Source organism: Paenibacillus sp. J22P277 (assembly GCF_059383675.1).
The window spans coordinates 348,876-372,958 of sequence record NZ_JBXENS010000005.1 but is presented as its reverse complement, the minus strand read 5'-3'; the positions used below and the strand labels follow the sequence as shown (position 1 = coordinate 372,958).

Sequence of the window (24,083 nt, the reverse complement as noted above, 5' to 3'; positions counted from 1 at the left end):
TCCGCGGACCGGCGTCCCGCCCGCTATTCATCCGGGATCGGTCGCTTGAACCGGTCGAGCGCCGTCTGCTGAATCGCGACCGCCCGGTCGATGCCGAGCGACTTCAGCGCGCCCGCATAGGCGTCGAAGTCCTCCAGCGGCTCGATGCCGAGAATGAATTTCAGCGACATTTCGTCCACCAGCGCCGACGCGTCCTGCATGATGACGGACAGCTCCGCGCTCTCTTTCTCGGTCTTCGGCGTAGCGGGCAGCATATGGGCGTCCGTGTCCGTATTGCTCCAGAGGCGAATCGCCTCCTTCTGCTCGGGCATCGCGTAATACTGCTCCATGTAGCGGACATCCTGAACGAACGGCCCGTTGTAGCTGGCCCGGGTATACATCGCCAACGCCTGCGAAGGCGCCAGCTTGTCCGGATTGTTCAATATGAGATCCGTATACTTCGGATAACCGTCCTTCATCTCGTAGCTGAGCCCTTCGATGCCGAAATTGAACAGCATGTGGCCCTCGGGACCGTAGCCGTAATCGAGCAGCCGGACCGCTTCCTCGACGTTCGCGCTCGTCTTGGCAATCGCCACCCCGCCGCTCGAGCCGATGGACGGAGCTTTCTGCCCGAACTTCGGCCGTTCTCCCTGATGCAGCACGGGATACGGCGCGGCGGTCAGCTCTGCCGCCGGATCGCGCTGCCGCAGCACCGGCAGCCAGGTGCCGATTCCCGCGCCGGCGTTCCAGATGCTAGCGCCGCTTCGTCCCGTCAGCATGCTGACGTCCTGCGTCTCCGAATCGACCGCGGCGAAATTCGGATCGATGAGGCCTTCGGCGTACCAATCGCGGAACAAGGCCAGAAACGCTTTGTACCCGGGCTCCTGCGGACCGAACTTCACCTGGCCGTTCTCCAGGTAGAAGCCTTTCTTGATGCCGTAAGCGCCGATGAAGGCGCCTCCCTCGATGCCGAACAGCGGGTTCGGCACGCCGAGGAAAGTAAGCGGCGCTTCGATGCCTTTGCGCTCCTTGAATGCCCGCAGCACGGCATGCCAGTCATCGATGGTCTCCGGCACGCCCAGCCCGAGCTCGTCCAGCCAATCCTTTCGCAGGATCAGGCCCTGATAGGTTCGCAGACGGTCGTCGTCCTGCACGAACGGGAACGCGTAATAGCTGCCGTCCGCCGTCCGGATCTGCTTGTCGATGTCGGGATGCGCGCTTAAGAAGGCTTTCAAATTCGGCGCGTAGCGGTCGATCGCGTCGTTCAGCCGCAGGATATAGCCGTCCTTGATCGCTTTCTCCGGACCGCCGGGAAAGTTGATCCAATCGTACTCGATCATGTCCGGCAGCTCGCCCGACGCGAGAAGCACGTTGATCGCCTCCTTCGACTGATTCGCCGGGGGCTGGATGAAGTCTAATTTCACGCCCGTCTTGCGCTGCCATTCCTGGAAGAAGGGCACGTCCCGGAAGCTCGGCCTGGCGCTGGCCGCGTTGCCGTTCAGCTCGGCCCAGTAAGTCAGCGCCGTCCCGTCCCCGCCGGCGACCGTCTCGCTGTCAGCCACATCGTTCTTCGCTGCCGGCGGTACGGCCGCTGCGTTCATGCAGCCGGCAAGCGGCAGCAGCGCCGCGGTTACCGCCGCGGCAGCCGCAAGCCAAGCGAATGTCCTCTTCATGCCGATCGCCCCCTCTAACAGACTTCCTTATACTTGCCCGGCGTGATGCCCTCGTATTTCTTGAACACCCGGATGAACGTCGCCGCGTCGTTGTAACCGACGAGCTTCGATATTTCGTTGATGGATTCTTGTTTCGACCGGATCATTTCCTTTGCCTGCCGGATGCGCGTTTTATGAATGCAGTCGAGCAGCCCCTCGCCCGTCTGATTTTTGAACAGCCGCGACAGGTAGCTTCCCTTCAGGTCGAACCGTTCGCCGATGGCGTTTACGTTCAGGTTCGCGTCCGTGTATTGGTCCTCGATGAACCGCATCACCCCGGCGATCAACTCGCGAAGCGAGCCCTCCCGCTCCATCGACACGCCGCTCGCGCGCTTCGCGGCGGCGAAGGCGCACACGTCCGCGAGCAGCGACCGCAGCTCCTCCCGCATCTCGTGGATCGTGTCGCAGGCGATGATCTTGTCCATCCAGAGCGGATTGTCCTCCCAGATGCCGCTGCCGTCCCCGTCGCCCAGCTCGTTGATCGCCTTGACCATCGTGCCGACCATGTTGAAGATCAGGCAGCGCGCCAGAGTGAGCGGCATGACCGGCTTGCCGAAATTGCGCTCCGTGATCTCGTTCATGTACGCGGAAGCCTGCTCCAGATCGCCGGCCTTGATGAAATTGATCAGCTGCTGCTCGACCTGAAGCGGGTAGTAATAGCCGGAGCTGACCGACTCCGCGGGGTCGCGGCGAATATCCTCGTAGGCGATGATCCCCTTCTTCCCGAGCACCATCTTGTATTCCATCGCGTCGACCGCCTCCTGGTAGGCTACCGCGATGCCCGCCCACGAGGAATGGCTGCCGCTGATGGCGATCGTCAGCTCCATCTCGTACCGCCGCAGGAATTGCTGCGCCTCCGAGGCGATCGCCTGCAGTTCCTCCCGGACATGCGGCACGTCCGGCGCCAAGTTGACGAGGCAGACCATCATGTCGTCCGCCTCGGCCACGTACCCCGCATGCTGCCGCTGCATGGCCAGCTCCTCGACGACGTTGCCGATGATGAACGGAATGAGCCGGCTTCTTTCGTTCAGGTCGATGCCCGGCAGCTTCGCGTACAGGCTCTCTTCGTTCTCCACCACGAACAGGATGACCGCGAACTCATGCGACGGCAGCGGCATATGGAACGAGCGGAACGCTTCCTCGTATGGGACGGGCGCATCGAGCTTGCCTTTCAGCAGCCGGTGGATCATGTTGGAGCGAAGCGTCTGCTGGTGCTTCTGCAGCTGCAGCGCGATCTTGTCCTTCTCGCTTCGCGCGTTCAGGATCGCGCGCTGGATGAAGCGCAGCTCGTTGGCATCCTCCCGCTGAGCCGGCTCGTTCCGGTCTGTAAGCGATTGCACAAGTGCTTGAATCGGTGTGTAATTGCGCCGCGTGAAGAACCAGGTCAGGATGCCCGCGCCGATCAAGCTGATCAGGATGCTGACGAACGTGAAGCTGCGGACGTATTCGGCCTTCTCCCAATAGAGGGCGCTCGGGAAGATCAGCGCGTATTTCAGATCCGAGACGGCGGACGGAATGTAGAACAGCTCCGAATCGCCGATCCGCGAAGAGGAGAGGCGGACATGCCCTCCGTCCATGAAGGGCTGCAGCTCGGGCGCGTCCTGGCGGTTCGACAGCAGGATCTCGTTGTCCTTGTTCAGGATGAGCAGCAGCCCCCCGCTGAAGCCCGACACGCTTTCGATTGCCTGCTGGAACCTGGCCGCGTCCGCCATCACGACGACCGTCCCCGTCTTCCTCCCGTTCAGATCGTTCGGCAGCTGAGTAATGTAGGCGATGGACGACTTCGAAGGCGCCGCGTCCAGATGCGGGAGCACCGCGAAGCGGTTCGCCCCCGCCGCACGAATCGTCTCCGTCCACGCGTCGTAGGTCATGGTCCCGGTATCGTGCAGCGTGCGGAACGCCGTGCGCATGTCCCGGATGTTGCCCGGCCGCAGGACGGACCCGCCTTGATCCCATACGACGTAAAATTCGTCGATCGAGGCATAGGACGTTTTATACAGCCGGAATTCCTTCACCAGCTGGTACGCGGTAAACGGCGCCTCTTTGGCCGGTTTATTGGAATACATGAGATTTTGCAGCTTGTCGTTCCAGGTGATCTCCGTGTCGAGCCGTTTCATCAGGTCGACCTGGTTGTCGATCGTATAGCGCATCTGCTTGAGCAGGGAATCGTTGGCGCGGTGGATCTCGCTCTTCAGCGCATGGCTGGCCTGCGAATAGATGACCAGGCTGATCACGATCGGGACGAAGAGGACCGCGCTGTAGGACAACAACCACGCGAAGACGATGCTTTTCCGTTTCTGCCAGATGCCACGAATCATCGACAAGCTCCCTTCACCGTCAGTTCGAACTAACCGGGCATGTTCAGAGCTCTATTATAACGATTCGATCCGGCTTTCCGGAATGGGTAAAAATGACAAAGCGATTTACAAAAGCTTCAAGAGCGCCGCTCGGCACGCGAATATCGGGACACGCAAACGGCCCGAAGGGACGACCGGCGTCCTTTCGGGTGCGTTTAGCGTACAGCAAAATGCGTGCGCCGGGCTCCGACGGTTCTGCCGAGCACCGGGCCGGCATGTCGCTCCGGGCTTCTCCGGCCGCCTGGCGTCGACGGTTCTCCCGAGCGCAGGTTCGTGATGTTGTTCGTCCGACCGTCTACGGATGCCTGGCGCCGACGGTTCGCCGAGCACCTGACCGGCATGTCGCTCTAGCCGTCCCGGCCGCCGGGACCCGCCAACCGGTCAGAAGATGCGGCGGTTCCAGCCGTTTAGCTTCGCGACTGCCTCGACGAAGAAATAATCGCCGTAGATGAGCGAGACGTTCACGTTCTGCCCGGCCGGCTTGTGACCGGTACCGTGCAGCAAAATCGCTTCATGATCCGCGAGATGCCACGTCGCGTATCGTTCGCACAGCGAAGACAGCATCCGCTCCGCCGCCGCGCGGCAGCCCGTTCCTTCCTTGGCCGGAAGCAAGTCCGCGAGCTCGAGCAGGCCCGACGCCGCGATCGCGCCCGCCGAGCTGTCGCGCGGCTCGCCGTCCGGGTCCTCGCCCGAGCGGAAGTCCCAATGCGGGACGCCGTCGTCCGGCAGATGCGCGAGGAAGAAATTCGCCGCCCGCCGCGACGCGCGGAGATACGCCGCATCGCCCGTATGCCGGAACGCGTTCGCCATGCCGTAGATCACCCACGCTGCGCCTCGGCTCCAGGCGGATTCCGGCGCCGCGCCTTGACCGCCGATCGCCTCCGCGCGCGCGCCGGTGTCCGGATCGAAGCGGACGATATGATGCACCGATCCGTCCGCGCGGATAAATTCCCTGACGACCGTGTCGGCATGCGCCGTCGCGATATGCGCGAAGCGGGGATCGCCGCTTTCCTTCGCCGCCCAGTACAGCAGCGACAGGTTCATCGCCGTATCCGCGATCGCCCAGCCGATCCTGTTCCCGTTCCAGGCGCGAATGAAGCGGCCTTTCGGATTGTAGCGGCCCGCCAGGAAGTTCGCCGCGAACAGCCCTCTTCGCCTCGCGTCCTCGTCGCCCGTCAGCAGATGCTTGAACACCGCCGTCGGCAGGAACTGAAAGCCCACGTCGTGGGAGAACCGGTTCGGCTGCAGGAACAGCCGCTCGAGCCGCTCGTCCCAGCTCCATGCGGCATCCTTGTACTGCGCGTCGCCGGTCATGTCGTAGACGAGCCACAGCATGCCCGGCCAGAAGCCGGACGTCCACCAATCGATCCTCGTATCGTCGTATTTCCCGTCTTCCCCGGCGACATGCGGCGACCGGTCTCCCATGGCCGCCAGCATCATGTCGGCCTTGCCGCGGATCCGCTCCCATGCGGCCCGAGCCCCGGCATCGTTCCAATTCGCGTTCATGCGCGCTTCTCCCTTCGTATGCCTCCGCGCCGTTCGTCCCGCGCGGCTATGTTATCCTTTCAACGAACCGACCATGACCCCCTTCACGAAAAACCGCTGCACGAACGGATAAACGCATAAAATCGGAACGGTCGCGACCATGATCGTCGCGTATTTGATCGTCTCGCCGAGCTGGAACCGGTCGCCGGCCGAAGCGCCGGCCGACATGCTGTCGGTGGAATTGGCGATCAGGATCTCCCGGAGCACGAGCTGCAGCGGGAAGAGCTCCCTGCTCTTGATGAACACCGAGGCGTAGAACCATCCGTTCCATTTGTCGACCGCGTAATACAGGATCATGACGGCGATGACCGGCATCGACAGCGGGATAATGATGCGGAACAGGATCGTGAAATGGTTCGCGCCGTCGATCTTGGCCGACTCCTCGAGGCTGTCGGGGATGCCCATGAACGCCGTCCGCATGATGATCAGGTTGAAGGTGCTGACCGAGAACGGAATGATCGTCGACCAGAGCGAGTCAAGCAGGCCGACGCCCTTCACGACCAGATAGAGCGGGATCAGGCCGCCGCCGAAAAACATCGTGAACACGATGATGAACATGAACGCGTTGTTCCACAGGACGTTCTTCCGGGACAGCACGTAGGCGCCCAGCGCCGTCACGAACAGGTTGACGATGACGCCGGCCACGACGATGAAGAGCGTGTTGCGGTAGCCGATCGCGATGCCCGGGTTCGCCATGACGCTCTTGTACGCCTCCAGGCTGAAACCGAGCGGTTTCCAGAGGATGCCCTTGTAGGCGATAAGCTGTCCGGCGTCGCTGAGCGAGGCGAACAGCACGTAGAGCAGCGGGTACAGCGTGACGACGACGAGCAGAATCAGGACGGCGTAGACCGCGATATCGAAGGTCCTGTCAAGCACGCCCGCTTGCGTTTTCATCCTATCTCACCTCACCATAAGCTGTTCTTGCTCACTCTGCGGCTAATGTAATTCGCGAGCACGAGCAGGACAAGATTGATCGCCGAGTTGAACAGGCCGACGGCGGAGCTGTAGCTCCATCCGAACTCGAGCAGGCCTTTGCGGTACACGAAGGACGAGATGACGTCGGCCTTCTCGTACGTGACCGGATTGTAAAGCAGAATGATCTTCTCGAAGCCGACGTTGAGCAGGTTGCCCATCCGCAGGATGAGCATGATCGCGATGGTAGGCATGATGCCCGGCAGCGTAATGTAGAAGATCTGCTTGAACCGGCTGGCGCCGTCCATCCGCGCCGCCTCGTACTGCTCCTGGTCGATGCTCATCAGGGCCGCGATATAGATGATCGACTCCCAGCCGATTCGCTGCCAGATTTCCGACAGGATATAGATCGGCCGGAACAGGTCGGGCTTCTGCAGCATCGCCTGGCCGTCGTAGCCGAGCCAGGTGAAGACGCGGTTGATCAAGCCGTCGGCATTGGTAAAGTCCGTGATGATGCCGCAGATGACGACCAGCGAGATGAAATACGGCATGTACGTAATCGTCTGCACGGTGCGCTTGAACGCGCGGTGCCGCACTTCGTTGATGAGCAGCGCCAGGACGATGGGCGCCGGGAACTCGAAGAGCAGCGAGTACAGGCTGATCAGCAGCGTGTTCTTCAGGATGCGCAGGAAATAATAGCTGCGGAAGAAATCCTCGAAATGCTTCAGGCCGACCCAGTCGCTGCCCAATATGCCTTTCATCGGAGAATAGTCCTTGAAGGCGATCAGCGCCCCGTACATGGGAGCGTAGTGAAACACGGCGTAATACGCGATAACCGGCAGCATCATCAGATACAAGTATTTGTTCAGCATGAAATCCCGGGCGAAGCGGTTCTTGCGCGTCTGCGGATTGGCCATGGCTAGGAAGCGTTCACCTCGTTTCGTTCGGAGAGGGCGGCAACGCCCTCTCCCCTATATCGTCAGCGGCTGTTATACCGCTCCAAGGCGGCGGTCTGAATCTCGATCGCGCGGTCCAAATTCAGCGACTTCATTTTCTCCAGGTACTTGTCGTACTGATCGACCGGCTCGGTGCCGAGAATGATCTTGAGCGTCATCTCGTCCACGAGCGTGTCGATATCGGTCATGATCGCGGCGTATTCCGAGCTTTCCTCCGGCGTCGGCGTAAGCGGCGGCAGGCTGTACTTGGCCGCGTCGGTCTTCGCCCAGGTGCCGATCGCGTCGCGCTGGGTCTGGAGCGCGAAGAACTGTTCCGCGTAGCGTTTGTCCTGGATGAACGGGCCGTTGTAGCTGCCGCGGGCGTACATCGAGATCGCCTGAGCCGGCGCGAGCTTATCCGGATTCTTCATCAGCAGGTCGGTATACGTCGGATACCCGTTCACCATGGTATAGCTGACGCCCTCCGTCCCGAAGTTAAAGAACAGCCGTCCTTCGTCGCTGTAGCCGTAGTCCAGCATGCGGACCGCCAGCTCCGGATCCTTCGCCGACGTCGTGACCGCCACCGTGCCCTCGGACGAATACGCCTGCTGGCGTTGGCCGAACTTCGGCGTGTCGCCCTTCTTCAGCACCGGATACGGCGCGGCCGCCAGAACGGCCTTCGGGTCCTTCGCTTCGACGAGCGGCTGCCATTTGCCGATGCCGCCGCCCGCGTTGGCGACCGTGGCGCCGGTCGCGTCCGACGCGATGTTCCCGTCGAGCGCCTTCGAATCCGCCGTCGCGGCGTTCTTGTCGATCAGGCCCTCCGCGTACCAGTCGTGGAACTGACGGAGATAATCCTTGAAGCCCGGCTCGGCCGGACCGAACTTGATCGTGCCGTCCTCCTGGTAGAAGCCGCGGCTCGCGCCGAACGCGCCGATGAACGCGCCGTTGCCGGATTCGTTGAAGAACCTCGGTTTGCTGACGAACGACAGCGGTGCGGCCGCGCCCTTCTTCTCCTTGAACGCGCGCAGCGTCGTCGTCCAGTCGTCGATCGTTTCGGGCATCGGCAGGCCCAGCTCGTCCAGCCAGTCCTTTCGGATGATCGGTCCTTGGAAGACGCGCAGATACTCGTCTCCGCGGATGAACGGGAACGCGTAATAGCTGCCGCTGTCGGTCTTGACCATTTTGTCGATGTCGGGATTGTCCTGCAGAAATTTCTTCAGATTCGGCGCGTACTTGTCGATCAGGTCGTTGAGCTTCAAGATGTAGCCGTCGCCGATCGCCTTCTCCGGCCCGCCCGGGAACGCCAGGAAGTTGTATTCCAGCATGTCGGGCAGGTCGCCGGAAGCGAGCATCACGTTGAGCGCTTCCTTCGTCTGTCCGGACGGCGGCGCCGTGAACTCCAGCTTCACCCCGGTCTTCTTCTGCCAATCCTGGAAGAACGGAATCTCGTTATGCGACGGTTTGACGCCGACCAGATTGCCGGTGAGCTCGCCCCAATACGACAGCGTCTTGTCGGTCTTGATCGGATAGGCTCCCGTATCGGCCGTCCCTTCCGCCGCGTTCGCGGGTTCCGCCGCCGCTCCATTCCCATTTTCGTTCGCGTTCCCGTTTCCCGTGCCCGCTTTATCCTCTCCGGACGTGCAAGCGGCCAGCAGCGTGCCTAACAGTACGACGATTAGGCCGGAAGTCAACCCTCTTCTCATTTCTTCAACCTCCGATGATCGAATGTGTGCCGAGAGGCATGCCTCTCTCTCACAGACTACCGGACGGCGTCCCAAGGCCGATATGCGCAAAATCGCCAATCGCGTGCCGAATTCTTCGCCAGGCATTGACCATATCGCCAAACCGATCGACGAAACGCGAATCCGCCACAAAAAAAGGAGAGACCGATTGGTCCCTCCCCTGTCGCCTGCTCGATTATCCGGTCAGCATCTTGCGCTCCGCGTACCTCTCACCGGCGTCGGTCCGTGATGACATAGCCGTTCTCCGGCACGAACGCCGCAAACCCGGCCATCGCCTGCCGTTCGTACCGGATCGGCCGGCCGCATGCGGCCAGAACCATATTCCGCTGCCCCGACTGCCCCTCGCCCGGCAACACGAATGCCTTCGCATGGGCGAAAACCCGCTGCAGCGTCGCAAAGACCGATGCCACGCCCTTGTCGCCGTTTTCCTTCCCCGTCACGTTCAGCAGCATCATGCCCCGATCGCTCAGCTTCTCCTTGGCCAGCCGGAAAAACTCCAGGGTGCTCAGGTGCCGCGGCGTGCCCTCCCTCGTAAAGGCATCCAGGAGGATATAATCGAGCCGTCCGTCCGCTTGTTCCGCGAGCAGCTGCCGGCCGTCGCCGATCAAGACATTATCCAGCCCGTAATCAAAGTAGGTCCGGGATAACGACACGACCTGCTCGTCGATCTCCGCGACGGTGACCTGCCTGTCCGGATAATGCGCCGCGATCGTGCCGATGCCGTGGCCGATCATGAAGAGCCGCCGGAAGAACGGCTCGTTATGCTCCATCAGATGAATAAGCGCCCGCGGGTACTCGAGCACGATCCGCCGCGGATTCTTCAGATCGAGGGCTCCTTGGACCGCATCGTCCGCGAACTGCAGGAACCGGAACCTTCCGGTCTCCCCGTAAAGCTGGTTGGCCTCGTACACCGTGATCGCCTGATGGCCGCTGATGACGCTGGCAAGCTGTATCAAAACTCCGCCCTCTCCTTTGTCCGATTGCCGCATGACCGGGCAACCGCATATCCTCCCCCCGATTGTACTTGTCATCCGGTCTCGATTACAAGACGGTGCGACCGCAGCCCGGCTCATAACGGACTCCGTGAACGTACCCATATCCTGAACGGTGCATGCGCCCGGATCAGGAGAACGGCAACCGGATGCGAGCCGGTGCTCCGTCGGTCCGCATCCGGCAACGAGTCGGAGCTCCGACGCAGCGCGAACAAGGCCGCCCCTGTCCCGGTTGGACAGAAGCGGCCTTGTCGAAGGGCGAAGCTAAGCTTGCTGCTGCATCAGGATCCGGTACAGGATAACCGCCGTTTCCGCGCGATTCGTGCTTTTGGACGGCTCGATGCCGCCGGTGCCGCCCTTCACGATACCCGCCTTCACCAGCGCGGCCACGGACAGCTTGGCATAATCCGCGACTTTGGCTTTATCGGCGAATCCGTCCAGCTCCGTCCCCGCGGGCTTCGGCAGCGCTTGGCCGATCGCTTGCAGCGCGCGATCGATCAGCACCATCAGATCCTGCCGCGACACCGCCGCTTCGGGCTTGAAGCCCGTGCCGTCTCCCGTGGCGATGCCGAGCGCTTTGGCCGTGGCAATCGCTTCCGCGTAGTATTTGCCCTGCGGGACATCGGCAAAGCCGCCCTTGTCAGATTCCGCCTTCAGGCCGAATGCCCGTACGAGCATCAGCATCAGATCGCCGCGCTTCACCGGCAGCGCGGGTTCGTATTTGCCGTTGCCCGTACCGCCTACGATACCCTTCGAAGACAAATAACCGATGGCTTCCGCAGCCCAAGACCACTTGGCTCCGAGATCGCTGAACGCGCCCGCCGCGCCGATACGAACTGTCGTCTTCGCAACCGGATGCAAGGTTGTCATCTTCAACTCCGAATCGACGGTCTTCAGCTCCTTGACGGAGGCTTGGGCCTCGCCTTTCCCAATCGCTACGAACGTGAGCGTAGCCAAGGTTACGCTTCCGCTGACGCCTGCCGTCTTGCCGATCTTCGTATGCGCGAAACGAATCTGGCCATCGGTCGGAATCGGGTCGGTCGACATCCCCGCGATCGCGCTTGAAGCCTCTTTAAAACGAAGCTTGCCGGCATCGTAGCCGAGCGTAACGTCAAAGGCATAGACGTCGGCGAGCTGCTTCCCTTGCAGCGTGAGCTTCACTTCCTGGCCGACTGCCGGCGCAGCCGGAGCCGTGGTCAGCGCGAAGACGGGAACGGTCGCTGCCCGAGCAGGCACAAGGCTCTGGGCACAGAGCAGCAGGCAGATGAGAAAACCGAAAAATAGTTTGCGCGGCATATGCGGCGGCACTTCCTTTCCGTATCCGTTAACCCAAAATGAAACGGCTCTCGCCGTCAGGAATAAACGGCATTGCTCGTTTCATTGCGGAAAACGCTAAGCTTGGCAATGAAGCGAAGTCATGCATGAAACGACTAGTGAACCTTGAGCATGTAGAGTTATCGAAGTAGAGGAAGGCTCGGAAGCCCTCCTCCGCTAGATTGAAAACCCCTTATTCCGCAAGCCAGTCATCGAGAATCATACGGGCAACGGCTGCAAGCGATTGAATCGTAATTTCGCCGCTGTCGAAGATGTCGGCCGCGGCGATGGCATCCCAGCCCTCGTCCGTCGATTTCTTGCCGAAGTATTTCACGATGAGCGACAGATCCTTGATCGTAATGCTTGTTTGTCCGGGTACGAGCGTAATCAGCTTGGTCATGAAGGTGTGAACCGCAGCGTTCAAATCGGTTACTGCTTGGTCGACTTGACCTTGCGTCGCTGCAGAGTTGTTCTTCACTGACGTCGCGCTGTCGATTGCCGTTTGCAGCGCAGCCTTGGAGCCGGCTGCATAATTGCCGAGCTTCGTGCCTTCCGCGGCGACATTGTACTTGCTTTGCGCGCTCGTAATTGCCGCAGTCAATGCAGCCTTATCCGCGTTCACGACAACTACTTTGCCTTCGAATGCAGTCACTGCGTCAGCAAGAGCTATTGCAGCATCGTTAACTTGCTGTTGCGTGGCCGAAGCATCGTCTCTGACGGCTGCAGCAGCGTTGATTGCCGATTGCAGCGCAGCTTTGGCGCCTGCTTGATACTGGCCTGCCTGCGTGCCTTCGACTGCCGCATCATGCTTGGTTTGCGCGCTGGTAATCGCCGAGCTCAGGGCTGCCTTGTCGATATTGCTGATTGCAATGTCGGCGGAAGCTGCCGCGGTATCGACCGCCGCGGTAACGCCGTCGTCGCCGATCGTAAAGTCCGACAGCGAAAGCGAAGTCGTTCCTACCGCCGAGTTCGCCTTGACATTGCCATGCAGCACCAACAGGTCACCGTCGGCGGATACGCCGTTGCTTGCGCCTTCGCTGGCGAGTAAAATACGGATCTGACCAAGCGTTGGTTTAACTGCCGTACCAAGCACCGCGAAATGTTCTTTCAGCGAAGCGATGGCGCTTTCGGCCAAGCTAAGTCTGCCGTTCTCATCCGTCTCCGTTGCGAATTCAAGCTTGTTCGGATCGTAATGCACGGTCAGATCGGCAATCGAGAAGCGATCCGTCACGCCTGCCACGCCGACGTTCAGATCGACCGGCTGGCCGACATGCGCCGATGCCGGGGCGGCAATCGTCGCGTGCAGCGAATCCGCGGGTTCCTCCGGCTGCAGCGAAGAGCTCGAAGACAGAATCAAATCGCCGAACTTCAGCGGATCCTTGCCGGTCGAGATGCCGTCCATATAGGAAATCCAGCCTTCGCGGCCTCCGCCGTCGTTGTCGTTGACGATGACGGAGATGCCGAGATCGGTCAGATCCGCCTTCGCCGGCTTGCGCGCGTCCGTCAGGATGCTGTTCCATGGGAAGGCGACCACGTAGTTCGTCAAATGGTTTGCTTCGTCACGGGTGAACTTGTACTTGATGTCGTTGAGGTTGCCGGTCGTGACCGGTCCCCACGTTTCGTTGCCGAGCGCGGATTCGCCCGTCGTCGCGTTCAGCGACGCGATGAATCGCGGATGGTTGTCGGTCGTTGCCGTTCTGCCCGGACGTTCAGGGTCGAACGACACCTGCAGGCTGTCGGCGCCCCATGAATCGTATACGTTGGCCGCGGACATGCTGTGCACGTCGTCCGTCACTTGCACGGCCAGGTAAAGGTAGTCGTCGTCCCACTTGACGTATTGATCGCCGGAGCGATCGCCCGACTGGGCTCCGTCCAAGTGGATGACTTGCGAGCCGGTCCACGCATCCGCGTCGACCGTTCCGTCAAGGTTGCCGCCAACGAGAATCGGATGTTCCGGATTGACGCGCGTTGCCGTCAAATCGCTGATGTCCTTCTCGAAGGTACGGTCGTAACCGTCCGCGTTCGTAATATGGAACGTGAAATGCGTGCGGCTGTCCGCGGACAGCATCGCGGCCGGAATCGTGACGTGCTGCGTCGTGCCGCCTGCGATGTCGCCGAAGCTGTAGCTGCCTGCAGCCGCTGTCGGCGCCGCGACTTGCACGGTGCCGCCGGCAACGCTGCCCGAGTCGTGCTTGTTCGTCAGCGCGACTTTGACGTCATAGCCGTCCTTCGCCGCGTTCTGAACCGGATAAATCTCGACGCCGATCGAATCGTCCGTGTTCTTCGTCTGCACGGTCAGCGTCTTGTAATTCTTGCCGTTCGTTACGGGCGTAATCTTCAGCTCGTACGTGTACTTGGCGTAATTATCCGGTACGTGCAGCACCAGCGTATCCTTCGATGCGCCCGCGCCGAACGCCGCGCCGGAGACGATCGACCAGCCTTGCGGCATCTCGACCTGGTACGTGCCGCTCAGCGCTTTCGCGCCGTCGTTCACGCGGTTGATTTCCAGGCTGATGTCCTGTCCAGGCGTAACGTTGACCGGACTGAATACGGCCGTGTCGAAAATAACGTCATCCGGATTCACCGGCTGTTCGTATACGCGCACCCAGTCGATATACATATCGGATTGATCGCCGTAACGGTCGAATCCGTAGCCCGGCGGGAACGCGTCGCTTTGCGTCATGGCGTTGTTGATCAGGAAGTAGCTTCCCTTGCGCCACGACAACGGCAGCGTCTTCTGCTTGTAGACTTCCTTGTTGTCGAAGTAGTACGTCGTGAAATCTTCCGCGACCAGCACGCCGTACGTGTGGAAGCCCATCGAGATGTTGCCGGCGTCGCTGCCGATCAGGTCGACCGTGTTGACGGCCTTGCCGCCGCCGTCCAGATTATCGTAGCCCCATGGATGGGTGGCGATGGAGTAACCGGACACGTTCGGCGGGTACGCCTCGATAATATCGAGCTCGTCGGTCGCCTCGTCGTTCACGCCGGTCAGCGTCCAGAACGCCGGCCATTGGCCCGGGTTGGCGCCGACGAAGAAGCGGGCTTCCAGATATTGTTCCGTATAGCCTTTCGTGCGGAAGCCCGCGCCGTCATCCCCGACGGAGCTGAGGAAGCCCGTCGTATAATTGCGCTGGTAGCCGTCGACGTTGGCCGGCAGCTTCTCTTCGTAGTACTTCGTCTTGATCTTCAAATAATCCTCGACTTGCTCGAACGGATCGTACGCGCTGCCGCGGTCGGCGAACAAGGCGTTGCCGTAATCCTTGTAATCCGGCTTGTGCGACGCGTACGTCGTACGTTGGCCTTGGCCGTCGATGCCCGTCTTCGAGATCGTCGGCATCGTCTTGTAGTCGTCCTCGAAGGTCACCTGCATGTCGAGACCGTCCAATTGCGACGGCATCGGCGCGTTCTCCAAGCCCATGTTCCAATCCGCGCCGCCCGTATTGTAGAACTGGAAGTAATCCTCGATCGTCTTCGAGCCGTCCGTTTTCGTCGCCGTCACCTTCACGGCAACAGGACCGTGCTGGTATTGATCGGCGTCGAACGTGATCGAGCCTTTGCCGTCGCTGTCCAGCGTGACGTCGGCCAGCTTGACGATGTAACCGGACGGATCCGAATGCCCGGCGTCCGGCTGATGCAGCATATAGCCTGCTGCAGCGGTATAGCCGCCCTTCGCCGTGAAATTCAGCGTCGTCTCGCCGTCAAGCTCGGCCCGGTAGGCCGGCGATTGCAGCGTGACCAAATCCGGCAGCGGAATCTTCGGCGCCACGATGGATACCGTCTGCGCCGCGTATTTCACGCCATTTACGATCGGCGCGATCTTGATCGTGCCGTTCGGAAGCGCATAAGCCGCCGGAACGCTGACGACGATCGTGTCGCTCGCGCTTCCTGCCGCGAAGCTGCCGCCCGATACGACGGACCAGTTCGTGTCCGGGAACGTCACCTCGTACGTGCCCGCCATCTCCTGCGCGTTCTCGTCGCGCGCGATCGTGATGCTGGCGTTCTCGCCCTGCACGACATTCAATGACGCAGGTGCCGCGAAGCCCGGAACGACCGCGTTCGGGTCGTACACGTACTCGAAGCCGTCGACGATCACGTCTTCACGGCCGCTGTTCGCCTCGGTCTTGACCTTCAGCTCCAGCTTATGCTGGCCGCCGCGCAAGCCGGTCTTCTCGAATACTTTGGCGTTCGATACGGTATCGGTCGTTTTGGAATCGATCGTCGTCTGGAACACGCCGTCCAAATAAACGTCCAGCAATCCGCCGGCATTGAAAGTACGCATGAACACGGATACCGCCGTGCCGTCGAACGTGAAGGCGTTCACGTCGCCGTTGTTGTTGGCTTTGTCGTACATGTATCCATAGCTGTCATGCCACCAGCCGCCGGTTGTGTTGAAGTAAGTTTTGCCCTGGGTAGATTGGTCGAACTGCGCCCAGTTGCCGCCGTCTCCGCCCGAAGTGCTCTTGTACGGATACGTCGTGGAATCGACGCGGATCGTTTGAATCTCGTTCGACTTCACGTAATCGTACTCGAAGCCTTCCAGCACGATCGAACCGCTAGGTCTCGTTACGACCAGCTTGAGCTCGTGGTTCGCGACAGGCAGTCCGCTCTTGCTGAATACGCGCTTCTTGCCGCTGGTGCCGTTCGTGTCGACCGATCCTTGCTTGACGCCGTCGATGTAAACGTCGAATGCGCTGCCGCCATCGATATAGCGGGCATACAGCGCTACGGCGTCGCCTTCGAAGTTAAACGTCAAATCTTGATCCGCGCCCGCCGTGATATACATCCATGCATAGCTGTCTTTCCACCAGTTGCCGTGGAACGCGAAGTAATCGTTCGGCTGCGAGCTATGGTTGAAAGCGGTCCATGCGCCGTCCGTCCCTCCGGTCGCGTTCACGTACGGATAGGTAGTCGAGTCGACCATGCGCTTCTCGCCGGTTCCCGTGATCGCCGGGGCTTCCGGTGCGTCCGGTGCCTGCACGGTTACCTTCATCGGATCATAGGTACCGTCGCTGCTCGTCGGCGCGATGACGACCTGACCGTTCTTGCTCGTGTAGTTCGAAGGAACCTTCAATTGAATCGTATCCTCGTAATGGTTGGTCGAGAACGACTGGCTCGTCGCCGCCTGCCAATTATCGCCTACCTTCACTTGCCATCCGCTCGTCGGGAACGTCAGGTTGTACGTGCCGAAGCGAGTCCCTGCCGCGCCGTTGCGGTTAATGTTTACCGAGATTTCGTCCCCCGGAGCTGCCTTGAAGAACGTATTTTCCGTCCAGAATTTCGGCAGGTTCGGATCTTCGAAATGACGGAACTCGAAGCCTGTGATACGCAGATAACGCGCAGCTGCGTTATTCGCGCCCATAATCTTGAGCGTATGGTCGCCATCGGCGAGTCCGCTCTTCTCGAATGCCCGGAATGGCTGATCCTGGGTAGCGTTCGTATCGATATGCTGCTGAAGCTCGCCGTCCAAATAAATATCGGCCTCGCCGCACTCGGTGCACTTCGTCATATCGAGCGCAATGGATGTCCCGTTGAACTTGAACTCCATCGCGGTCGAAGCGTCTTCGCGCACGTACATCCAGCTCCAGCCGTCGCGCCACCAGCCGCCGTTGATAAAATTGAAATACGTGCCGAGGTTCGTGCTCGGGTCGTACGTTGCCCACGATCCTTGATCTCCCCCGCCCGTATTGCGATATGGATAGGTGGTGGAGTCGATGCGAATCAGTTCGCCCGTCGCACCGGTTGCCGTCGCGGCGATCACGATCGGCTCGTAAGACGTACCGCCGCTCGATTCCGGCGTAATGGTGATATCCGCCGTCTCATCATAGTCGTTCGGGACAAGGAACGTCAGCGTGTCGCTGCCCGCGCCTGCCGCGAACGGTGCATTATACGTTCCGCTCATGTCGACGAACTGCTCGCCGCTCATGATCTTCCAGCCTGCAGGCGCATCGACATGGTAATTGCCCGACAGCGCCTTCGCTGCATCGTTGCGGCTTACGTTGACGCGTACGACGTCGCCGGAGAGCGCCTTGACGGAAGAATCGCTTTCGAAGCGAACCGTGCCCGGCGCGTCTTGATAGACGCGTACCCAGTCGACGTACGTGTCGGCCTCGTTGCCGTAACGCGTGAATCCGCCCGGCACGTCGAAGTTCTCGAACGGATCCGCGGCGTTGCCGTTAATGCCGTAATGATCGGACACGGCAGCGTTAATAATGAAATAATTGCCGTATTGCCAGCTGAAAGGCAATGTTTTGTGACGCGTCACTTCCACGTTGTCGCAGTAGTAGTACGTCCAGTCCTTCGTGATGTAGACCGCCAGCGTATGGAAGCCCATCGCCAGATTGATATTGTTGAACGCGGCCGTGTCGAGGTTGGCGCTGTAGCCGCCGCCCAGCTTGCCGGCATCGTAGCCCGCGGCCGCCGGCTTGTCGTACCCCCACGGATGCCAGGCGATCTGATAGCCGGAAGGCGTGCCCAAGTAACCTTCGATAATATCCAGCTCGTCGCTCGGCTGATTCGCGAGATTCGGATTCTGAACGTAACCGTTCGCCGTCAACGTCCAGAACGCCGGCCACATGCCCGGATTCGGTCCGAAGAACATCCGCGCTTCGAAGTATTGATTGCGTCCGCCCTCCGTATGGAAGCCGCCGCCCGCCTGGTCCATGGAGGACAGGTAGCCGGTGCTGACCTTCTGCTTCCAATAATCGTTGCGGACATAGCCTGTCGGATGATAAATCGTCGACAGCTTCATGTATTCATTGTCGCTAATCGAGAACGGATTGTTCGGACCGTCGGCATCCTCGAACGCCGCCCAGCCGAACATGCCGCCGCGCGCCTCGTCGACCTTGGCCGACGCGTACGTCGCGCCGATGCCGGTCTTGTTGATCGTCGGCATCGTGTTGAAATCGTCCGAGAACACGGTAGGCATGCCGGCCGTGACCGGATTGACCGGAGCGTTATCGAGCCCTGCCCGCCACTCCACGCCGACCTTGTTGTTCAGCTGCAGGTAGGCATTATCGATTTCGGCGCTGCCCTGGAACACCTGGATGCGCACGGAGATCGGGCCTTTCGGATATTCGGAAGCCGGGAATTGCACGCTTCCGTCCCCGTTCGACAGCGTAACTTCGCCGACGAGATCCTTCGTGCCGTTGGTGGTATTGTTCAAATCGCCCGGCTGCTTCTGCGAATACACCTTCGCGGTCGTGCCGAGCGCGTTATGGAACGTAATCGTAACGGCGTTGCTCGTGATATCCGAGCGATAGGCCGGAGACGTGACCGTAGTAAACCGGTCGTCATCGCCCGCAGCCTGGACCGTTCTTGGAAAGCCGAAGCCGATAAAGGTCGAAATAAGCATGGAAAACGTCAGCAATAACGCCATGGAACGATGAAGCCGTCCCCATTCGCGCTTGATTCCCATTTGGCTACCTCCTTGAATAAATCGTAGTCTTGACTTGCGACAGACACTTTTCATTCCTTTTCTGCAGCGATCGCCCATTTGCCCGTCCTTGAACTTACTGCCTTCGAACCGGTTACCCCCCTCTTTCGCGACTGGAAATGACAGCCATGCTTTGTCCATCATCATTATAAAGAAATGATGAAAACACTTACATAAGGTAATAATCCAATTTCTATGGTAAACGTACGAAGTCCGTTCCGTGGCCGGTCGCCGCGTCGACAACCGTCGCGGAAATCGCCTCTCCGGGGAGCAAGGTTCCGGCATTGGAAAACGCGATCTTTGCGAGAAAATCCGACAAACGGCAAAAAAATCCCCGTCCGCGGCGCAGTGCCGTAAACGGGGATTCGCGTTTTTATTGCAGGAGCTGCAATTGCGTCGTCGCGGCACCGGTCGAAGCCGTGAATTCCTCGCCGGTGAACGCGGCCAGGGACAGAATCAACAGCGCGGAGATCGCCGCGAAGAGGATCATGCAGAAGTAGGAAGATATTCTTTGCGCGCGCGGGGAGACCGTGATGCCCCAACTGATCATGAACGCCCACAGGCCGTTGCTGAAATGAAAGACCGCCGACAAGACCCCGATGACGTAGAGCACGAAGTACGCGGGATGCGTGGCGATGCCATGCATCGTGGCGCCAAGCTCCTCATGCGTGACGTTGCCGAGATAAACCTGAACGCGGGTATTGTAGACATGCCAGAATACGAAGATGAACGTCAGCACCCCGGTTAGACGCTGCAGCATGAAAGCCCAATTGCGGCCGTACGAGTACTGCTTCGGGTTCGCATTCGACTGGTAGGCCATGTACAACCCATAAACGCCGTGGAACAAAATCGGAAGATAAATGCCGAAAATTTCGAGCACGGGCACGAGCGGCAGGCCGTTGATGAAATGCACGGCCCCCGTGAACCCCTCCGGTCCGCGCTCGAACGCCTGATAGTTGGCCAACGCGTGAACGACAATGAAGCCCCCGAGGGGGATTACCCCGAGCAGGGAGTGCAGCTTGCGCCAGTAGTATGAGTTTCCATTCATGCTGAAGAGCTCCTTTATGCACATCGAGTTTGGCGGAACCGACATAACGATGTCCGCATCTATAAAACGAGACAGCGGAGCGGGATGTGACAGTACGAGCGGAGCGGGTTGTAACAGTACCTGCGGCGTACTCTCGGAGCGAGATGTGACTGTCCTTGCAGAGAGGGATGTAACTACTCCGCTGAACGGGATGTGACAGTCCTAGCCGAATCGGCTGCCGTATCGCCCTGCTTGCTTATTATGCCTTTTCGCCGAAAAAATCCCCGCTTGCGGCACGGCGCCGCAGGCGGGGATTCGCGTTATTCGCGTTAATCGATGAAGCTCTTCAAGGACGGCGGACGCCGGAATTTCGTGCCCTGCTCGAACGCATAGGCGAGACGGATCAGGGTCGGCTCCTCGTAGGCTCTCGCCGTGAACGCGACGCCGAACGGAGGTCCGGCTTCCGTGTAACCCGCCGGCACGGCGATCGAAGGGTAACCCGCCCGCGCCGCGAGCCGCGAGCCGAAATCCGCGGGGAACAACAGCGCGTCCAGCCGGTGCTCCTTCATCGTCGCGTCGATGCCTTCTTCCTTGCACAGGCGGATATCCGTCGCGCGGTCGTTCAAGTAACGCACGTCGGTCAACGTGCCCGATGAATGAAATTCCGCGTTGATCAGCGTTTTTTGCCCGTATTTCAACGTTTCGACGGGGTGCTCGTGGTTGAAGGCGATGATTTCCTTCAGCGTGCGCATCGGGGCGCGGGGACCGAGCTGCGAGAGATAGGCATTCAGGGAAGCCTTGAACTCGTTCAACAGGACGGTGGAGTAGACGATGCTGCGGGCCGTGGCGATGTTCGCGGACTCAATGATGGTCGCGCCCATTTCACGCATGATCCCGACCGCGCGATCGAATATCGCCAGCTGCTCCTCGGTCAGTTCTTCGAAATAATAATCCCGCGGAATGCCGATTCTCGCGCCCTGCAGCCCCGCCGGATCGAGGAACGAGCCGTAATCCTCCGGTACTTTGCCGATGCCGCCGCCCATCGCCGCGTCTCGCTCGTCGTAACCCGTCATCGCTTGCAGCAGCAGCACCGCGTCCGTGACCGTTCTCGCCATCGGCCCGGCGGTATCCTGCGAGTTGGACAAGGGGAGAATGCCCGTGCGGCTCAGGAGGCCGACCGTCGGCTTGATGCCGACGACCGAGCAGAGGTTGCTCGGGTTCAGAATCGACCCCGACGTCTCCGTGCCGACCGCCGCAGCGCAAAAGTTGGCCGCGACCGCGACGCCCGACCCCGCGCTCGATCCGCCGGTCGGCGTCGAGATGTTGTACGGGTTCATCACTTGCCCGCCGCGGGAACTGTAGCCGCTCGGCATGCCTTCCGTCATCATGTTGGCGAACTCGGTCATGTTCGCTTTGCCGAGGATGACGGCGCCGGCTTCCCGCAGCTTCTTCGCGATGAACGCATCCTCCGGCGCGTAGCTGTCAGCCAGCGCGAGGGAGCCGGCGCTCGTCGGCATTTTGTCGCCGGTGTCGACGTTGTCCTTCAACAGGACGGGGATGCCGTGCAGCGGACCCCGCGCGCCCGTCGTTTCCCGTTCCCGGTCCATCGCCTCCGCGATGAACAGCGCATCGGGATTGACGGCGAGCACGGAATTGAGCAGCAGGCCGCTTTTGTCGTGATCCGCGATTCGCTTCATGTATTGGAGCACCAATTGCTTGGACGTCAGCTCGCCGGAAGCGAATGCCGCCTGAATGTCCGCGATCGTCGTTTCTTCGATTTCGAATGCCACGCGTATCACCCTTCCCATTCCATCGTTTTAGCCTTACGTGACGCGCATCGCTTAATAGCCGTCCATTTGTTCGGAGAGCGTGTCCCAATGCGCTTCGATCCAATGCATTTCTTCGACGAATCGGGCAAGCATCCCCCGCAGCTCGCTATCGCGCCGCACCTCCGTGCGGAGCCACCAGAGGGATTCGAACAGATACAGCAAACGAAGCGATCTGCCGAGGATGCCCTTCGGCGCTTCCGTCCGCCCGCGAAGCCCTTCGAAATAAGCCAGCGCCTCGTTCGATCGGATCTGCCCGTCGCGCAATGTCCCCGACAGCACGACGCGGGCGATGTCGATCTCGGGATAGGCCACGGCCATCCGGTCGAAATCCACGATCCCGGCCACGCCATGCTCGCACAGCACCAGGTTATCGACCCACAGGTCCCAGTGCAGCCAGCCGGCCTTGCATGAATCGAAGATGCCGAAATCCAAGGTTGCCACGACGGCCTTCGAACGTTCCAGCCACGCCATTACCGTCCGGTCATCCGCGTCTTCGGCATTCTTCCGATTTCGTTCCCATTCGCGCCAATAGGCGTCCTTGTCCGGTTTCCAGGCAAGCTGGCCCGGCGGCGCGTTGGTCCGCAGCCATTCGTGCATCCGCCCCGTCGCTTCGCCTAACGCGAACATCTGAGCGGGATTCAGGTGTCCGGCTTCGGCCGTTTGTCCTTCCACCCAATCGAGCACCGTATAGTACAGGCCCGACGGCGTTTCCTGTATGTATTTTCCCGCGTAGCCGTAGACGCCCGGACAAGGTATGCCGGCTTCGCTCATCCGGTGCTGCAGCCCGAGATTCCGCTCCAACTCGCTCCGTCTGTCCGCGCTGGCATGCAGCTTGTAACGGTCCGGGTGATAGTGCTTGACGAATAACGGCCCTCGTTCCGTCTCCAGCTTCCATTTGACGTTGAGCCAGCCCTTCTCGATCGGCATCGCGCCCGTCACGGACAACCCGAAACGGCTCTCGAGCTGGGCGGCGATATCCTGTGCGGCGCGTTCTCTCGCGTTGTCGGTCATCCGGCGATCTTCCCGTCCTTTCGTCGTATGGCGTCGCGGTCCCAATCCGATACGGCATGCATGTCAAATGCAAGGCCGCATTTCCTTGCCCTTTAGTATTCCCTGCAATCGGGCGCTTTTCCTTTACGAAGAGAAGCCGTTCTTTAAACGATAAAAAAGAGAGCCGACGCTCGGTCGACTCCTTTCCTGTCTTGCCTGCCTTCGTCAATCCGGCGCCGCGGCATCGGACCGATCAGCCCAGTACGTTCACGGGCGATCCGTTCAGGAACGCCTCGATATCCGCGACGACGCCGCGGAAGAAACCGCGGTACGCCGCTTCGGTAACGTAACCGATGTGGGGCGTCGCCAGCACGCTCGGCAGCGAGCGCAGCGGATCGTCCGCCGGCAGCGGCTCCGTCTCGAACACGTCCAGTCCGGCCCCGGCGATCGTGCCGCCGCGCAGCGCCGCGACGAGCGCATCCCTGTCGACGATCGGCGCGCGCGAGGTGTTGATCAGGTAGGCGGTCGGCTTCATAAGCCCGAGCTCGCGGGCGCCGATCAAGCCTCTCGAGCGATCCCCGAGCACGAGATGAATCGAGACGAAATCGCTGCTCTCCAGCAGTTCCTCCTTCGATTCGGCCAGCCGCACGCCGGCGGCGTCGGCTTTGTCCGCGGTCAGATTCGGACTCCACGCGGCAACCTCCATGCCGAATGCCTGGCCGATCCGCGCGACGTTGCTTCCGATATGGCCAAGTCCGAGCAGGCCGAGCCGCTTGCCGATCAGATCGACGCCGATCGTGCTCTGCCACCGTCCGCCGCCGCGCAGCGCCTCGTTCTCCTGCACGAGCCTTCTCGCCAAGCCCAAGATCAGCGTCCACGTCAGCTCGGTCGTGCCTTCTCCGCCACCGCGCGTTCCGCATACGACGACGCCGCGTTCCGCCGCGGCGGCCAGATCGACGGAAGCGTTGCGCATGCCCGTCGTGACCAGCAGCTTCAAGCGGGGAAGCCGCTCGAAGAGCGTGACGCGGAACGGCGTCCGTTCCCGCATGATGACGACGATCTCGCAATCCTCGATCGCGGCGGCCAACTCGTCCTCGTCCCCGAAATGATCATGAAACACCTTCACCTCGACGCGATCCCTGACGGCCGACCAATCCGCCATCGACAAAGCAACCTGCTGGTAATCGTCCAATACGGCGCATTTCATAACCTAAAGCCCTCCCATGACCGAATATGCTCTCATGATCGCATACGGTCGGGCGTTTGCCAAGTCTCCCTTCCTCTGCCTTACCTGCTCGAACGCGCCACCGCACC

Annotated in this window: 13 protein-coding genes; all 13 read right to left on the bottom strand. The window is 60.6% G+C overall.

Annotation, left to right across the window (positions count from 1 at the left end):
• Positions 1-23 precede the first annotated feature (23 nt).
• Positions 24-1,652: an extracellular solute-binding protein gene (locus AC50YL_RS18780; protein ID WP_494833821.1), complete on the bottom strand. Its 1,629-nt coding sequence runs from the start codon at positions 1,650-1,652 to the stop codon at positions 24-26.
• A 14-nt stretch (positions 1,653-1,666) separates the two neighbouring features.
• A complete protein-coding gene (locus tag AC50YL_RS18775) occupies positions 1,667-4,009 on the bottom strand; it encodes a helix-turn-helix domain-containing protein (protein WP_494833820.1) in 2,343 nt (780 codons plus the stop codon).
• Between the two features lie 420 nt (positions 4,010-4,429).
• Entirely contained in the window at positions 4,430-5,554 is a 1,125-nt protein-coding gene (locus tag AC50YL_RS18770; RefSeq protein WP_494833819.1) for a glycoside hydrolase family 88 protein, read from the bottom strand.
• 51 nt (positions 5,555-5,605) lie between these two features.
• On the bottom strand, positions 5,606-6,487 hold the full coding sequence (locus AC50YL_RS18765) for a carbohydrate ABC transporter permease (protein ID WP_494833817.1): 882 nt from the start codon (positions 6,485-6,487) through the stop codon (positions 5,606-5,608).
• An 11-nt stretch (positions 6,488-6,498) separates the two neighbouring features.
• The gene (locus tag AC50YL_RS18760) at positions 6,499-7,422 is read right to left on the bottom strand and encodes an ABC transporter permease (RefSeq protein WP_494833815.1); all 924 of its coding nucleotides are present in this window, start codon (positions 7,420-7,422) and stop codon (positions 6,499-6,501) included.
• 62 nt (positions 7,423-7,484) lie between these two features.
• Positions 7,485-9,146, bottom strand: coding sequence for a type 2 periplasmic-binding domain-containing protein (locus AC50YL_RS18755; RefSeq protein WP_494833814.1), 1,662 nt, complete (start codon positions 9,144-9,146; stop codon positions 7,485-7,487).
• Between the two features lie 248 nt (positions 9,147-9,394).
• Entirely contained in the window at positions 9,395-10,141 is a 747-nt protein-coding gene (locus AC50YL_RS18750) for a spermidine synthase (RefSeq protein ID WP_494833812.1), read from the bottom strand.
• A 300-nt stretch (positions 10,142-10,441) separates the two neighbouring features.
• On the bottom strand, positions 10,442-11,473 hold the full coding sequence (locus AC50YL_RS18745) for an S-layer homology domain-containing protein (protein ID WP_494833811.1): 1,032 nt from the start codon (positions 11,471-11,473) through the stop codon (positions 10,442-10,444).
• 211 nt (positions 11,474-11,684) lie between these two features.
• Positions 11,685-18,905 (bottom strand): sugar-binding protein, encoded by a 7,221-nt coding sequence (locus AC50YL_RS18740; protein WP_494833810.1) that lies wholly within the window; start codon positions 18,903-18,905, stop codon positions 11,685-11,687.
• A gap of 391 nt (positions 18,906-19,296) precedes the next feature.
• Positions 19,297-19,971: a succinate dehydrogenase cytochrome b558 subunit gene (locus AC50YL_RS18735; protein WP_494833809.1), complete on the bottom strand. Its 675-nt coding sequence runs from the start codon at positions 19,969-19,971 to the stop codon at positions 19,297-19,299.
• Positions 19,972-20,279: 308 nt separating this feature from the next.
• Positions 20,280-21,740: an amidase family protein gene (locus AC50YL_RS18730; RefSeq protein ID WP_494833808.1), complete on the bottom strand. Its 1,461-nt coding sequence runs from the start codon at positions 21,738-21,740 to the stop codon at positions 20,280-20,282.
• Positions 21,741-21,791: 51 nt separating this feature from the next.
• Entirely contained in the window at positions 21,792-22,790 is a 999-nt protein-coding gene (locus tag AC50YL_RS18725) for a phosphotransferase enzyme family protein (protein WP_494833807.1), read from the bottom strand.
• 232 nt (positions 22,791-23,022) lie between these two features.
• Positions 23,023-23,976, bottom strand: a complete 954-nt coding sequence (locus AC50YL_RS18720) for a D-2-hydroxyacid dehydrogenase family protein (protein ID WP_494833806.1) — start codon at positions 23,974-23,976, stop codon at positions 23,023-23,025.
• Between the last annotated feature and the right edge of the window lie 107 nt (positions 23,977-24,083).